Source organism: uncultured Mycobacterium sp. (genome assembly GCF_964249325.1).
Classification (GTDB): Bacteria; Actinomycetota; Actinomycetes; order Mycobacteriales; family Mycobacteriaceae; genus Mycobacterium.
On the sequence record NZ_CAXUCH010000118.1, the window covers coordinates 1 to 13,133 of the forward strand.

14 protein-coding genes and 1 pseudogene are annotated in these 13,133 nt (G+C 67.3%); 4 read left to right on the top strand and 11 right to left on the bottom strand.

What is annotated here, in order from left to right; translation table 11 throughout:
* A pseudogene (locus ACFE99_RS15225) lies at positions 1–345 on the bottom strand (hypothetical protein); the annotation flags it as partial.
* 354 nt (positions 346–699) lie between these two features.
* On the opposite strand from ACFE99_RS15225, the gene ACFE99_RS15230 reads away from it, so the two are divergent.
* The 3 genes from ACFE99_RS15230 (at position 700) to ACFE99_RS15240 (ending at position 2,501) form a co-directional block, all read left to right on the top strand.
* On the top strand, positions 700–999 hold the full coding sequence (locus ACFE99_RS15230) for a WhiB family transcriptional regulator (RefSeq protein ID WP_375486668.1): 300 nt from the start codon (positions 700–702) through the stop codon (positions 997–999).
* Positions 1,000–1,079: 80 nt separating this feature from the next.
* Positions 1,080–1,715 carry a DUF1345 domain-containing protein gene (locus ACFE99_RS15235; protein ID WP_375486693.1) on the top strand — a complete coding sequence of 212 codons (636 nt, stop codon included), beginning with the start codon at positions 1,080–1,082 and terminating at the stop codon, positions 1,713–1,715.
* An 18-nt stretch (positions 1,716–1,733) separates the two neighbouring features.
* Positions 1,734–2,501, top strand: a complete 768-nt coding sequence (locus tag ACFE99_RS15240) for an SDR family oxidoreductase (RefSeq protein ID WP_375486670.1) — start codon at positions 1,734–1,736, stop codon at positions 2,499–2,501.
* A 61-nt stretch (positions 2,502–2,562) separates the two neighbouring features.
* On the opposite strand, the gene groL is transcribed toward ACFE99_RS15240, so the two are convergent.
* Both groL and groES read right to left on the bottom strand, forming a co-directional pair.
* Positions 2,563–4,179, bottom strand: a complete 1,617-nt coding sequence (gene groL, locus ACFE99_RS15245; protein ID WP_375486672.1) for a chaperonin GroEL — start codon at positions 4,177–4,179, stop codon at positions 2,563–2,565.
* Between the two features lie 80 nt (positions 4,180–4,259).
* Positions 4,260–4,562 (bottom strand): co-chaperone GroES, encoded by a 303-nt coding sequence (gene groES, locus ACFE99_RS15250; protein ID WP_375486674.1) that lies wholly within the window; start codon positions 4,560–4,562, stop codon positions 4,260–4,262.
* A 365-nt stretch (positions 4,563–4,927) separates the two neighbouring features.
* Between groES and ACFE99_RS15255 the strand changes: the two genes are divergently transcribed.
* Entirely contained in the window at positions 4,928–5,578 is a 651-nt protein-coding gene (locus tag ACFE99_RS15255; RefSeq protein WP_375486676.1) for a C39 family peptidase, read from the top strand.
* Between the two features lie 10 nt (positions 5,579–5,588).
* Here ACFE99_RS15255 and tsaD read toward each other — a convergent pair whose 3' ends face one another.
* The 8 genes from tsaD to ACFE99_RS15295 all read right to left on the bottom strand — a co-directional run.
* Positions 5,589–6,614, bottom strand: coding sequence for a tRNA (adenosine(37)-N6)-threonylcarbamoyltransferase complex transferase subunit TsaD (gene tsaD / locus ACFE99_RS15260; protein ID WP_375486678.1), 1,026 nt, complete (start codon positions 6,612–6,614; stop codon positions 5,589–5,591).
* Complete coding sequence (gene rimI, locus ACFE99_RS15265; protein WP_375486681.1) at positions 6,611–7,081, bottom strand: ribosomal protein S18-alanine N-acetyltransferase; 471 nt, start codon at positions 7,079–7,081, stop codon at positions 6,611–6,613. Before rimI ends, tsaD begins: the two co-directional genes overlap by 4 nt.
* The gene (tsaB, locus tag ACFE99_RS15270) at positions 7,078–7,722 is read right to left on the bottom strand and encodes a tRNA (adenosine(37)-N6)-threonylcarbamoyltransferase complex dimerization subunit type 1 TsaB (RefSeq protein WP_375486683.1); all 645 of its coding nucleotides are present in this window, start codon (positions 7,720–7,722) and stop codon (positions 7,078–7,080) included. The genes rimI and tsaB overlap by 4 nt, the downstream gene beginning before the upstream one ends.
* A complete protein-coding gene (gene tsaE / locus ACFE99_RS15275; RefSeq protein WP_375486695.1) occupies positions 7,719–8,237 on the bottom strand; it encodes a tRNA (adenosine(37)-N6)-threonylcarbamoyltransferase complex ATPase subunit type 1 TsaE in 519 nt (172 codons plus the stop codon). The genes tsaB and tsaE overlap by 4 nt, the downstream gene beginning before the upstream one ends.
* Complete coding sequence (locus ACFE99_RS15280; RefSeq protein ID WP_375486685.1) at positions 8,230–9,342, bottom strand: alpha/beta fold hydrolase; 1,113 nt, start codon at positions 9,340–9,342, stop codon at positions 8,230–8,232. The genes tsaE and ACFE99_RS15280 overlap by 8 nt, the downstream gene beginning before the upstream one ends.
* Positions 9,332–10,501, bottom strand: coding sequence for an alanine racemase (gene alr, locus ACFE99_RS15285; protein WP_375486687.1), 1,170 nt, complete (start codon positions 10,499–10,501; stop codon positions 9,332–9,334). The genes ACFE99_RS15280 and alr overlap by 11 nt, the downstream gene beginning before the upstream one ends.
* Positions 10,502–10,590: 89 nt before the next feature.
* Positions 10,591–11,973, bottom strand: a complete 1,383-nt coding sequence (locus ACFE99_RS15290) for a glutamate decarboxylase (protein ID WP_375486689.1) — start codon at positions 11,971–11,973, stop codon at positions 10,591–10,593.
* Positions 11,974–11,993: 20 nt separating this feature from the next.
* On the bottom strand, positions 11,994–13,133 hold a 1,140-nt coding region (locus tag ACFE99_RS15295; RefSeq protein ID WP_375486691.1), incomplete at its 5' end, for an NAD(P)H-hydrate dehydratase.

Sequence of the window (13,133 nt, forward strand, 5' to 3'; positions counted from 1 at the left end):
GAGGCTCTCGATGAACGCTGACACGCGCGCTTTGGCCTCGGCGTCGTCGCCGGCCAGCGCCAAGGCCCGACCGTCCCAGCGCCGCGCGAGCGCATGCCAGCCGAGCTGGCGCAGGAACGAGCCCTGGGTGCTGTGCGCAAGCGAGGCCAGCCGCCCCTTCGGCGCGCTGCGCAGCAGCGCCGCCAGGTCGCTGTGGGCGCTGCCGTAGCGACCCTGGCCGCCGGCCGCGACGGCACGCAGCCACCGCTGATACGGTGTGCTCGCCGCCGGCAGCGGCCAGCAGCCGGGCCGCTCGCCGAACGCGGCAGCGCTCAAAGTTGACTCGGTCAATACGTCGCGACCCATATTCGCGGGACACATTAGTTAAAAGTTTGTGGTTTCTCGGTTACCGCAATATTAACCAACTGACGCCGATCGGCTTATAAATGGTTCGATACCGGTCAACGGGAAGTGAAAATACCAGCATCACCGGCCTCCGCATTAGCATGCTTGCGCCGGTGAATGCATCACACGGATGAACGTGAAGTAAATTCTCAAGCTGCGGTAACGCATTCCGCGGGCCTCGTCGCTGTTGACTGGAATTCAGCTCCGCCCCTAGTTTATTCGTGCCGAGTTGTCATCGCCGACACCGCTCGAATCAGTTGCATGGGTCACGCGTCATGCGTGTGCTTCCCCATGGACGTGTAGAGAGGGAATTAAATGCCACAGCCGGAGCAGCTACCTGGACCCAACGCCGATATCTGGGATTGGCAACTGCGCGGCCTGTGCCGGGGTGTCGACTCGTCGGTGTTCTTCCATCCCGACGGCGAGCGTGGCCGGGCCCGTCTGCAGCGTGAGCGTCGCGCCAAAGAGATGTGCCGACGCTGCCCAGTGATCCAGCAGTGCCGGGAGCACGCGCTGGCGGTCGGTGAGCCCTACGGCATCTGGGGTGGGTTGTCGGAAACCGAGCGCGACATTCTGCTCAAGCGAGACATCGGGCGCACCCGCCGCAGCGCCTAGCCAGTCCATCCAGTTGTTCGGCTGTCGGCACACGACGGCAGGCGCTGGGTGCTTAGGTCGGGATTGTGAAATCCCTCGTGATGTTGTTCCGCGAGACGGTCGCGGTTCGGATAGTGGTTGCCGCGGTGCTCGGAGTTACCGTTGCTCTCGCGGTGGGCAACACGGTCGGCTGGCGTTTTGCGCTTGCCGGCTGGGTCGTTACCGCCGGTGTGTACGTGGTGTGGACGCGGCTCATCCTGGGCGGAATGGACGCTGAACAAACCCGCAAATATGTGACCAAGGAGGATCCCACCCGGTGGGCGGCCGACGCGGTGATTGTGTCGGCGAGCGTCGCGAGCCTGGGCGGGGTCGGTTACGTGGTCGCCGCCGCGTCGCGCACGGGGCCCGGAGCCATCGAAGCCGCCGTGGTCGGCATCCTGACCGTCGCGGCGTCCTGGTTTGCCGTCCACACCTTGTTCACCGTCCACTACGCGCGGCTCTATTACTCGGACGAGCCGGGTGGAATCAACTTTCACGACCCGGAGCGACCGTGCTTTCGGGACTTCGCGTATGTGGCCTTCACCGTGGGCATGACCTTTCAGGTGTCCGACACCGAGATCGGGTTGACGTCCATCAGGGCGACGGTGTTGCGTCACGCGCTGCTGTCCTACCTGCTTGGCGCGGTCGTCTTGGCGGTCACTATCAACCTGATCGCGGGATTGGGTTCTAAGTTGTGATGGAGGTGGCGGGCCGCAGTGAACGTCGCGAATCTCTTTGAGCTGCATGGCAAGAACGCTCTCGTGACTGGCGCGTCAAGCGGGGTCGGCAAACAAGTGGCGCTGGCCTACGCGCAAGCCGGGGCGGCGGTGGCGCTCGCGGCCCGACACCATGAGCCGCTGCAGGAAGTGGCCGCAGAGATCAATGCCGACGGTGGTACGGCGATACCGATGACTTGCGATGTCACCCAGCCCGAGCTGGTGGCCACCATGCTGAAGAGAGCCGACGAGGAATTGGGTGGGGTCGACATCGCGGTGTGCAACGCCGGGATCATCAACCTCAACGGCCTGCTGGATATGGGGCTGGAGGAGTTTCAGCGCATTCAGAACACCAACGTCAACGGTGTGTTCCTGACCGCACAGGCGGCGGCGAAAGCCATGGTCGCCCGGCAACGCGCCGGAAGCATCATCACCACGGCGTCGATGTCGGGCCACATCATCAACACCCCACAGCCGGTAGGCCACTACTGCGCCTCGAAGGCGGCGGTCATCCAGCTGACCAAAGCTATGGCGGTGGAGCTCGCCCCCCACAACATCCGGGTCAACAGCGTCAGCCCGGGCTACATCCTGACCGAACTGGTGGAGCCCTACGCCGAGTATCACGCGTCGTGGGCACCGAAGATCCCGCTGGGCCGCCTGGGCCGGCCAGAGGAACTCGTCGGCATCTATCTCTATCTCGCGAGCGACGCGTCGAGCTATATGACCGGTTCCGACATCGTGATCGACGGCGGCTACACCTGTTGGTGACTGCCACGCCCAAAACGAAACACCCCCGGCGGTCGGGCCGGGAGTGTTCCGTCTCGACCATCTAGTGAGCGTGGCCGTGGTGATGGCCGTGCTCGGCTTCTTCCTCCGGCTTTTCCACCACCGCCGTCTCGGTGGTCAGCACCATCCGCGCCACCGAGGCGGCGTTGAGCACCGCAGACCGGGTGACTTTTACGGGGTCGACGACGCCCTCGGCGGCCAGGTCGCCGTAGGTCAACGTCTCGGCGTTCAGGCCGTGTCCGGTGGGCAGCTCGCTGACCTTATTGACCACGACCGACCCATCGAGCCCCGCGTTGGCGGCAATCCAGTACAGCGGGGCGCTGAGCGCTTCAGAGAACACGTCGACACCGCGTGCCTGATCATCCGAGAGCGACGCCCGCAGCTCGGCCAGCGCCTTACGGGCCCGCAGCAGCGCGGTGCCACCACCGGCCACGATGCCCTCCTCGACCGCGGCTTTGGCGGCTGCCACGGCGTCCTCGACGCTTTCCTTGCGCTCCTTGAGCGCGGTTTCGGTGGCCGCGCCCACCTTGATGACGGCAACGCCGCCGGCCAGCTTGGCCAGGCGCTCCTCGAGCTTCTCGCGGTCCCAATCGGAATCGGTGGTCTCGATCTCGGCGCGCAGTTGCTTGGCGCGCTCGGCGATGGCCTCGTGGCTGCCGCCGCCGTCGACGATCACCGTGTCGTCCTTGCTGACCACGACTCGGCGTGCGGAGCCCAGCACCTCCAAGCCCACCTCGCGCAGCAGCACTCCGACATCAGGGTCGACCACTTGCCCGCCGGTGACCACGGCAAGGTCCTGCAGAAAGGCCTTGCGGCGATCGCCGAAGTACGGCGCCTTGACCGCGACCGCCTTGAGCGTCTTGCGGATCGCGTTCACCACCAACGTCGACAGCGCCTCGCCTTCGACATCCTCGGCGATGACCAGCAGCGGTTTGCCGGCTTCGGCCACCTTCTCCAAGAGCGGCAGCAGGTCCGGTAGCGAGCTGATCTTTTCGCGGTGCAACAGGATCAGCGCGTCTTCGAGCACAGCCTCCTGCGCGTCGAAGTCGGTGACGAAGTACGCCGAGATGAAGCCCTTGTCGAAGCCCACACCTTCGGTGAACTCCAACTCGGTGGAGAGCGTCGAGGATTCTTCGACGCTGACCACCCCGTCGTGGCCGACCTTGGTCATCGCCTCGCCGACCAGCTCACCGATCTGCTCGTCGCGCGACGACACGGTGGCAACCTGCGCGATGGCGTTCTTGTCCGACACCGGTGTGGCCGCTGCCAGCAAGGCCTCCGACACCGCATCAGCGGCCTTGCTGATTCCCGAACCGAGCGCGATCGGGTTGGCGCCCGCGGCCACCAGGCGCAGCCCGCCCCTGATCAGCGCTTGCGCCAGCACGGTGGCGGTGGTGGTGCCGTCACCGGCGACGTCGTTGGTCTTGGTGGCGACCGACTTCACCAGCTGGGCGCCGAGGTTCTCGAACGGATCTTCCAGGTCGATCTCACGGGCCACGGTGACGCCGTCGTTGGTGACCGCCGGTCCACCAAATGCCTTGGCCAGCACTACATGACGGCCGCGCGGGCCCAGTGTCACCCGCACCGCGTCGGCGAGTTTGTCCACGCCGGTCTCCATGGCGCGGCGCGCGGTTTCGTCATACTCAAGCAGTTTGCTCATGGCTCAATCCTGGGCTATGTGCACCGCCCCGGAAATCGCCCGCGGGCACCGCGGGGATCGCCGGGGCGGAACAACGGTTTCTACTTGTTGACGACGGCCAGCACGTCGCGGGCGGACAGGATCAGGTACTCCTCGCCGTTGTACTTGATCTCGGTGCCGCCGTACTTGCTGAAGATGACGGTGTCGCCCTCCGACACGTCCAGCGGGATCCGCTTCTCGCCTTCCTCATCCCACCGGCCGGGGCCGACAGCCACGACCTTGCCTTCCTGCGGCTTTTCCTTGGCGGTGTCGGGGATGACCAGACCTGAGGCGGTCGTGGTCTCGGCCTCGATGGTTTGTACGAGGATCTTGTCCTCGAGTGGCTTGATGTTCACGCTCGCCACGATTAGAGCCCTCCACTAGTTTGATCGGGTCCGGGGCCCCGGACCCTGTCGGTAGCAGGTCCGGGCTGTCCCGGGCCGTCGGATTACCAGGTGTTCGGCATTCGTCCGTGCCCTCGCGTCGTCGTCGCGGGTGCCGACACAGGGATTGTCCGATTGCCATCTAGCACTCTATACACGAGAGTGCTAGCACTCAAGGCCGCCTCGCTGCTTCCTGTGGGCACGACGCCGTGCGGGCGAGCCTAACCGTGGCCGGGAGCAGTCCGCCACGCACGCGTCGGGTCCTCTGCCGAACGGAATCCGCAGGCAGCGGGCATATCGGGCGGTTGCCAAAGATCCGCCCAGGACCGAATGCTAGGAATGAACTCATGTTCCGCGGCATCCTCGACGCGACCCGCATCGGCGTGGCCGCGCTTTTCTTCCTGGCCGCCCTGGGATTCGCCGGGGTCGCCCACGGCCACGCCGACCCGAACGGCCAAATGTACGGCAACCCCCAAGCCGCCGCCCCCTACTGGCGCTACCAGCACGGGCAAGACTGCGGCCTGATGTCCGCGGCCGACGTGATCGGCCAGCTCACCGGCAAAGAACCGTCCGAAACCGCCGTGGTGCTACGTGGGGTGTTCACCAAAAGCCAAGTCCACCATGGGGATATCTACCACTTCGACGGCACCTCGCCCGAAGACCTGGTTGTGCTGATGCAGAAATATGGCATCCAGTCCGACCTGACGACGGGCAACACCATGCAGGGCCTGGAGCAGGACCTGGCCGGCGGCCACAAGGTGATCGCGGGCGTCAACGCCGAAACCATCTGGAACTATCCGCCGGGCGAGGGTCAACGCGCCAACGCCGACCACGCCGTCGTCGTGACCGGAGTCGACACCCGCAGCGACATCGTGCACCTCAACGACAGCGGCACACCCAACGGCCGTGACGAACAAATCCCCATGGACACCTTCAGCCAGGCCTGGGCCACCGGCAACAACCTGCTCATCGTCACCCAGCAAACCGGCAGCCGATAACCGTCGGCGATCAGGGCAGCTGCGCGCACACCACCGGCAGACCCGGATCACTCGGGACGTCCAGCGGTGACGGGGAGGCGCCTGCCGCGACCAGATGCGCTGCAAACGCCGCGATCATCGCGCCATTGTCGGTGCACAACCGAGGCCGGGGAATCCGCAATGTCAGCCCGGCGTCGCGGCAGCGCTCTTCGGCCAGTTCCCGCAGCCGCGAGTTGGCCGCCACCCCGCCGGCGATCAGCAACGTCGACACACCGAGTTCGGTGGCGGCGCGCACGGCCTTCATCGTCAGCACGTCGGCGACCGCCTCCTGGAAGCCGGCGGCGATGTCGGCGGTGGCCGCATCGGGGTGGCTTTCGACGTAGCGCGCAACGGCCGTCTTAAGCCCGGAGAGGCTGAACGCGTGCCGGTCGTCGTTGGGCCCGGCCATACCGCGCGGGAACACGATTGCGTTGCGGTCACCGGTGCGGGCCAGGTCGTCGAGCACCTTGCCGCCCGGATACCCCAGACCCAGCAGCCGCGCCACCTTGTCGTAGGCCTCGCCGGCGGCGTCGTCGACGGTGCCGCCCAGCTCGACGATCGGCTGGCCGAGCGAACGCACGTGCAGCAGGTGGGTATGGCCACCGGAGACCAGCAGCGCCACGCACTCCGGGAGCGGCCCGTGTTCGTAGACGTCGGCGGCAAGATGCCCGCCGAGGTGGTTGACCGCGTAGAACGGCACCCCCCAGGCAGCCGAATATGCTTTGGCCGCAGCCACTCCCACCAGCAGCGCGCCCGCCAAACCCGGACCGATGGTGGCCGCGACGGCATCGGGTTTGCGCACGCCCGCACCCGCCAGCGCGCGCCGCATGGTCGGGCCGAGCGCTTCCAAATGCGCCCGCGATGCGATCTCGGGGACCACGCCGCCGAACCGGACATGCTCATCCACGCTGGAGGCCACCTCGTCGGCCAGCAACGTCACCCCGCCGTGGTCGTGCAGCCGGGCGATGCCGACACCGGTTTCGTCACAAGAGGTTTCGATGGCCAAAATGACAGTCATGTGGGATCCCGCCGCATGGTGTAGGCGTCAGCGCCGCTGACCCGGTAATAGCGTCGGCGTAAGCCGACGTTGACGAACCCCACACTGCGATAAAGTGCGATCGCCGCCTCATTGTCGGTGCGCACTTCGAGGTAAACAGCGCCGCCGTCGGCGAAGCGCAGCAGCTCGTTCAGCAGCCGACGGCCGATGCCCCGGCCCTGATACGCCGGGGCGACGCCGATGGTGTGCACTTCGTACTCGAAGGGCGGTTTGCGGCCCAGCCGAGCGATGCCGCCGTAACCGACCAGGCCGTCAGCGGTGCGGGCGGCAACATAGTGATTGTGCTCGGCGGCCAGTTCCCGGGCGAACGCCGCCACCGGCCACGGATCGTCACCGGGAAACAGCTCGGCCTCCAACTGCGCGCACCGGTCGGCGTCGGCGATGGTGAGCGCGTCGACGGTCACCGGCTCGGCGTCGTGGGCTCTCATCGCGGGACTTCCTGTGGCACAAGCGCTTTGGCATCCGGGCGGCGAAGATACAAGGGCAGCAACGGCGCCTGGGGTTGCGACCAGTCGCCCACCGCGGCGACCAGTCCGGCCGGTGTCGGATACACCGGCTCACACCGCGGCAGGTCGAACGGCGCCGCATGCTCGGGTGAGCCGGCCACCGCCTGCGCGGCACCCGGGTCGACGTCGGCGGGCGCACTGACCATCGGTCCATCGATGCGAACGCCGTCCCGATAACGGGCCCAATAAGTTTCGCGGCGACGAGCATCGGTGACCACCAGCGTGTCGCCGCTGGTCTGGATGCCGATGGCGTCCAGGCTGCACACTCCGTGGACCGGAATGCCCAGCGCATGCCCGTAGGCGGCGGCGGTCGCCATCCCCACCCGCAGACCGGTGAATGGGCCGGGCCCACAGCCCACCACAACTGCGTCGAGGTCGGTCATGCCGATCCCGGCGTCGGCCAACGCGGCCAGCACATTGGGGGTGAGCCGTTCGGCGTGCGCCCGAGCGCCGACGGTGACCTGCTGAGCCAGCACGTCGAGCCGCACGCCGACGCGCGCCACGATGCCCGCGGTGACCGCCGGGGTGGCGGTGTCGAGGGCCAGCACCAGCATGCCGGTCATGCGGTCCACCGCCAGGTCGCGATTCGTACATCGGAGTTGCTGATGCGCTCCAGCCGGATGTCGAGGTGCCGCTCGGATAGGCGTTCGGCGAGTCCCTCGCCCCACTCCACCACCACGACCGCCTCGTCGAGTTCGGTGTCCAGGTCCAGCGAGTCGAGCTCGGCCAGCAGGTCGGCGCCGCTGTGGTCGAGCAACCGGTACATGTCGACATGGATCATGGCCGGAGCGCCGGCGCGCCGGGCGCGATGCACGCGCGCGAGCACGAACGTCGGCGAGATGACCGGCCCGTCGACGTCCAGTGCGGCAGCGATCCCTTTGGCCAGCACGGTTTTTCCGGCGCCCAGCGGGCCGGAGAGCACCACCACGTCGCCGGCGCGCAGCTGCTGCCCGAGTCGCGAACCAAGCGCGACAGTGTCCTCGACGCTGGGCAGCGTCGCGGTACCCGATTGCGGCGATCGCGAGCGCGGCGAAGCCGGGCGCTGCGGGTCGCCGCATGACGGCTCCAGTTCAACCATTGCGGCGGGCTCGCTCACGCCACCTCCGAGTCAACGACTTCAGCCTGCTTGGCGGGTTGACCCGCTTGACGAGCCGGACCAGTCCGTCGTTGATGACGTCCGGCTTTTCCAATTGCACCAAATGACCGGCGCCCTCGACGATGAGCAGTTCCGAATCCGGCAGCGCCTCGGCCATCTCTCGGGAATACTCGGCCGGCGTCAGCATGTCGCGATCGCCGCACGCGATCAGCGTCGGGATCTGCGCCAGTGTCGGCAGCGCCGCGGTTTCGTCCAAGGTTTCCAACGCATGCAAAAACTCCACGAGCGTGGTGATCGGTGTGCCGTACATCATTTTCTGCGAGAACGCCACCACGCTCCGGCTTATCTTCTCGTCGCCGTAGGATGCGGCCACCAGGATCGGTTTGATCAGTGAACGCGCCGCTTTGCGGCCGCGATGCACCAGCTTGGGCGCCGAGCGGGCAGTGAAACGGACCGCCTCCAACGCGGGGTTTTTCAGGATCTCCCCCAACAACGAGCTGGAAACACCTTCGGCCGCCGAGGAGATCAATGCTGCGCCGACGATCCGCTCGCCGTAGTAGTGCGGGTACTGGCGAGCATGCGACAACACGGTCATGCCGCCCATCGAATGGCCGACCAGCACGACCGGCCCGCGCGGCGCGATCACCTGCAGCACCGTTTCCAAGTCCCGGCCGAGTTGGGCCACCGTGTAGGTGCGGGGCGAGGCTTCGCCAGAACGGCCATGGCCGCGCTGGTCGTAGAAGATCATCCGGACCTGCGGACCCCATTCGTCGCTTAACCGCATGCGCTGAAAATGGAAGGCGGCCATGCGCAGACAGAAGCCATGAGCGAACACCACCGTCAGCTGCGCGTCCACCGGCCCTACCTCGCGCACCGCCAGCGGAACCCCGTCCGGCGTCGTCACCACGTAGCTCCGGTCGCTGTCCAGCGCCTCGAAATTTTCGCCGGCATAAGGGTCTTCGGTGCCGGCGCGCTGCATCATCGAGCGCGCCACCGACACCGCGGCGATCGTGCTCAACGCCCCCAGTCCCGCCGCTCCGGCTAGCCATTGTGCCTTGCGCGCATGCCCGTCGCCGTCACCGCTCAACGGTTTCGGCCCCGCGGTAGGTTCGGGTGATGCGCCCTCGCGGGCTGGTCACCACCTCGTAGTGGATGGTGCCGAGCAGATCTGCCCAGTCCTGCGCCGTGGGTTCGCCGCCTGTGCCAGGCCCGAACAAGATCGCCTCATCACCTTCAGCCACGTCAAGCTGGCCGGGACCGAGGTCGACGACGAACTGGTCCATGCAGATCCGCCCGACGCTGCGCCGTCGTTTGCCGTTGATCAGCACCTCCAGGCGCCCGCCCAGCATGCGGAACACCCCGTCGGCGTAGCCGATCGGCAGCAGCGCCAGATTGGTGTCGCGGTCGGCGAACCAGGTGTGTCCATAAGACACGCCTTCTCCGGCCCGAATCGAACGCACCAGCGCGACAGGGCATTTCACCGTCATTGCCGGTATGAGGCCCATATCGCCGCGTTCGGGGATGGGGCTGAGCCCATAGACGGCGATCCCCGGCCGCACGGTGTCGAACGCGAAATCGGGTCGGGTCAACGTGGCCGACGAGTTCGACAGGTGAGCTACCTCGAACCGCACCCCGGCACTTTTCGCTTGGGCCAGCATGTCGCAAAACCGTTGGTACTGAAGTTCGTTGGTGGGATGGTCGGGTTCGTCGGCGTACACCAGGTGCGACATGATGCCTCGCAGGCGGATGGCGTCCTCGGCGGCGGCTTGGCGCAGCGCGGTCAGCATGGCCGGGTACTGCGCCGCCCCGACACCGTTGCGGTTCAAGCCGGTGTCGACTTTGACGGTCAGCGTCGCTGTGCGGCCGGTCCGGTGCACCGCGTCGAGCACTTCCTCGAGCTGGCGCACCGAGGACACCGCGATCTGCACGTCGGCGGCCAACGCGGGGGCAAAGTCGGTCCCGGGGCGGTGCAACCACGCCAGCACCGGTGCGGTGATGCCGTCGGCGCGCAACTCGAGCGCCTCGGCGATGGTGGCGACACCGAGTTCGGCCGCCCCGGCCGCCAATGCGGTGCGAGCAGCGCGGGTGGCGCCGTGGCCGTATCCGTCGGCCTTCACGACGGCCATCACCTGCGCGGGTCCGGCGTGCTCGCGCAGCACCCGCACGTTGTGGGCGATGGCCTCAAGGTCGACCACAGCCTCGGCGATCAGGTCTTCGGACTTCGGGACCAAGGGAGTCGTCTGCATCGTCTCGATTGTCCCAGACCCCGCGACCGCTCGACCTGATTGCCCGGCTCCTCCTCGGGTCGCTCGCGGCCCGCATCGTCACCGGGCGGTCAGTGCGCGAAATGCTGTTCGTCGAAGTGCCCGCCGGGTTTGAGTTTGTCCAGCGTGGCCAGCGCAGTCACCGCGTCGTCGTGCAGTGCGCGCGCCAGATCAGCAGAGAGTCCTTCGCGGACCACGATACGCAGCACCGACACGTCGGTGGCGTTGTCCGGCATGGTGTAGGCCGGCACCTGCCAGCCGAAGCTCCGCAGCTCATGCGACACGTCGAACTCGGTGTAGCCGCGGTCTCCGGCCAACCGGAACGCCAGCACCGGGATCGCCGATCCGTCGGAGATCAGCTCGAAATGTTCGCCGACGGCCAGCTGATGGCCCAGCCAACGCGCAGTCTGCGACAGCGACTGCATCACCTGGGTGTAGCCGTCGCGGCCCAGCCGCAGAAAGTTGTAGTACTGACCGACGACCTGGTTGCCCGGACGGGAGAAGTTCAGCGTTAAGGTCGGCATGTCACCGCCGAGGTAGTTGACCCGAAACACCAAGTCCTCGGGCAGGTGCTCGCGGCTGCGCCACACCACGAACCCGATGCCGGGGTAGGTCAGGCCGTACTTGTGGCCACTGACGTTGATCGACACCACCCGGGGCAGCCGGAAATCCCACACCAGATCCGGGTGCAAAAACGGCACCACGAAGCCGCCGCTGGCTGCGTCGACGTGCACCGGGACGTCCACGCCGCCGCCTGCAGCCAGCTTGTCCAACGCCGCGCAGATCTCGGCGACCGGCTCCAACTCACCGGTGTAGGTGGTGCCCAGGATCGCCATCACCCCGATGGTGTTGTCGTCGACCGCCTCGACGACCTGTTCGGGTGTGATGACGTAGCGGCCCTTCTCCATCGGCAGATAGCGGGGTTCGACGTCGAAGTAGCGGCAGAACTTCTCCCACACGACTTGCACGTTGGAGCCCATGACCAGGTTGGGTGTCCGCCGCTTCCAGTCCTTACCGACGCGCTGACGCCACCGCCACTTCAGCGCCAGCCCCCCCAGCATCACCGCCTCGGACGACCCAATGGTCGACACCCCGATGGCGCTGTGCGGATCGTCATCGCGCAGCCCCTCGGCGTGGAACAGGTCGGCCACCATGCACACGCAGCGCTGCTCGATCGCCGCGGTCGCCGGGTATTCGTCCTTGTCGATCATGTTCTTGTCGAACGCCTCGGCCATCAACGTCTCGGCCTCAGGATCCATCCAGGTGGTGACGAACGTGGCCAGATTCAGCCGCGAACTGCCGTCGAGCATCAACTCGTCGTGGATGAACCGGTAGGCGGCCTCAGGGTCCATCGATTCCTCGGGCAGCCTCAACGCGGGCACCGGGGCGGTGAACAGGCGGCCCGTGTAGGCGGGGGCAATGGAGTGCGACGGGAGGGACGGATGGTGCGGCACGACGGATCCTTTCTCGGGCGCTACAGGCTAGCCAGGGCGTTTCGGATGTGTGGGACGATTCGCGACGCCGACGTCGGCGCGTCCCCGGGACCGGGATCGCCGGCAGACAGGTTGGCCGCGCGGGCATGCACAAAGGCCGCGGCCGCTGCCGCCTCACCGGCGGGAAGTCCCGCCGCCAGCAGCGCGCCGATCATGCCCGACAGGACGTCACCCGAGCCGGCGGTGGCCGCCCAGGATTGCCCGGCCGGGTTCAGGTAAACCGGCCCGCCGGGTTCGGCGATGACGGTGACGTTTCCCTTGAGCAGCACCGTGGCGCCGAACGCGTCGGCGAGCTTGCGGGTGGCGCCGATGCGGTCCTCGCCCGGTGGAGCACCGGCCAGGCGGGCGAATTCGCCGGCGTGAGGGGTCAGCACAGTCGGGGCGTCGCGGCCTGCCAGGAGGTCTGGGTGAGCTGCCAGCAGCGTGAGCCCGTCGGCGTCGACGACCACTGGCAGATCGGTGTCCAACGCGAACCACAGCGCCGCGGCGCCGGTTCCCTCGGTTCCCAGACCCGGGCCGACGACCCAGGATTGCACCCGCCCAGCCGCGGCGGGGGTGGGCGATGCGATCACTTCGGGCCAATGCGCGAGTACCTCGCGATGCGCGCTGCCGGCGTAGCGGACCATGCCGGAGGTGGCCGCGACCGCGGCGCCCGTGCACAGCACCGCCGCACCCGGATACGTCGACGAGCCCGCCAGGATGCCCGTCACACCCTGTGTGTACTTGTCGTCGTGCGGTCCGGGTATCGGCCAGCGCGCCTTGACGTCGGCGGCCTCGAAGCCGAGGACATCGGGGTCGGGCAGATCGAGCCCGATGTCGACCAACCGCACGCGACCGCAGTCGGCGAGCGCGTGCACGGGTTTGAGCCCGCCGAACGTGACGGTCAGTGCGGCATGCACGGCTGGGCCGGTGATGGCGCCGGTGTGCGCGTCGACCCCGCTGGGGATGTCGACGGCGACCACCGGGATGCCGGCGGCGTCGACGGCGGCGAACACATCGGCAGCCGCCGGGCGCAATGCGCCCTTGCCCGAAATGCCCACGACACCGTCGATGACCAGATCGGTTGTCGCCGCGACACGTTCGACGATGCGACCGCCCGCTTTGGTGAACGCCGTCAGCCC

What these genes read in the sequence shown, in the direction of transcription:
- ACFE99_RS15255 (WP_375486676.1), top strand. Translation starts at nt 4,928, where the DNA reads ATGTTCCGCGGCATCCTCGACGCGACCCGCATCGGCGTGGCCGCGCTT.
- ACFE99_RS15235 (WP_375486693.1), top strand. Translation starts at nt 1,080, where the DNA reads ATGTTGTTCCGCGAGACGGTCGCGGTTCGGATAGTGGTTGCCGCGGTG.
- alr (WP_375486687.1), bottom strand. Translation starts at nt 10,501, where the DNA reads ATGCAGACGACTCCCTTGGTCCCGAAGTCCGAAGACCTGATCGCCGAG.
- tsaE (WP_375486695.1), bottom strand. Translation starts at nt 8,237, where the DNA reads ATGGTTGAACTGGAGCCGTCATGCGGCGACCCGCAGCGCCCGGCTTCG.
- tsaB (WP_375486683.1), bottom strand. Translation starts at nt 7,722, where the DNA reads ATGACCGGCATGCTGGTGCTGGCCCTCGACACCGCCACCCCGGCGGTC.
- rimI (WP_375486681.1), bottom strand. Translation starts at nt 7,081, where the DNA reads ATGAGAGCCCACGACGCCGAGCCGGTGACCGTCGACGCGCTCACCATC.
- groL (WP_375486672.1), bottom strand. Translation starts at nt 4,179, where the DNA reads ATGAGCAAACTGCTTGAGTATGACGAAACCGCGCGCCGCGCCATGGAG.
- ACFE99_RS15230 (WP_375486668.1), top strand. Translation starts at nt 700, where the DNA reads ATGCCACAGCCGGAGCAGCTACCTGGACCCAACGCCGATATCTGGGAT.
- tsaD (WP_375486678.1), bottom strand. Translation starts at nt 6,614, where the DNA reads ATGACTGTCATTTTGGCCATCGAAACCTCTTGTGACGAAACCGGTGTC.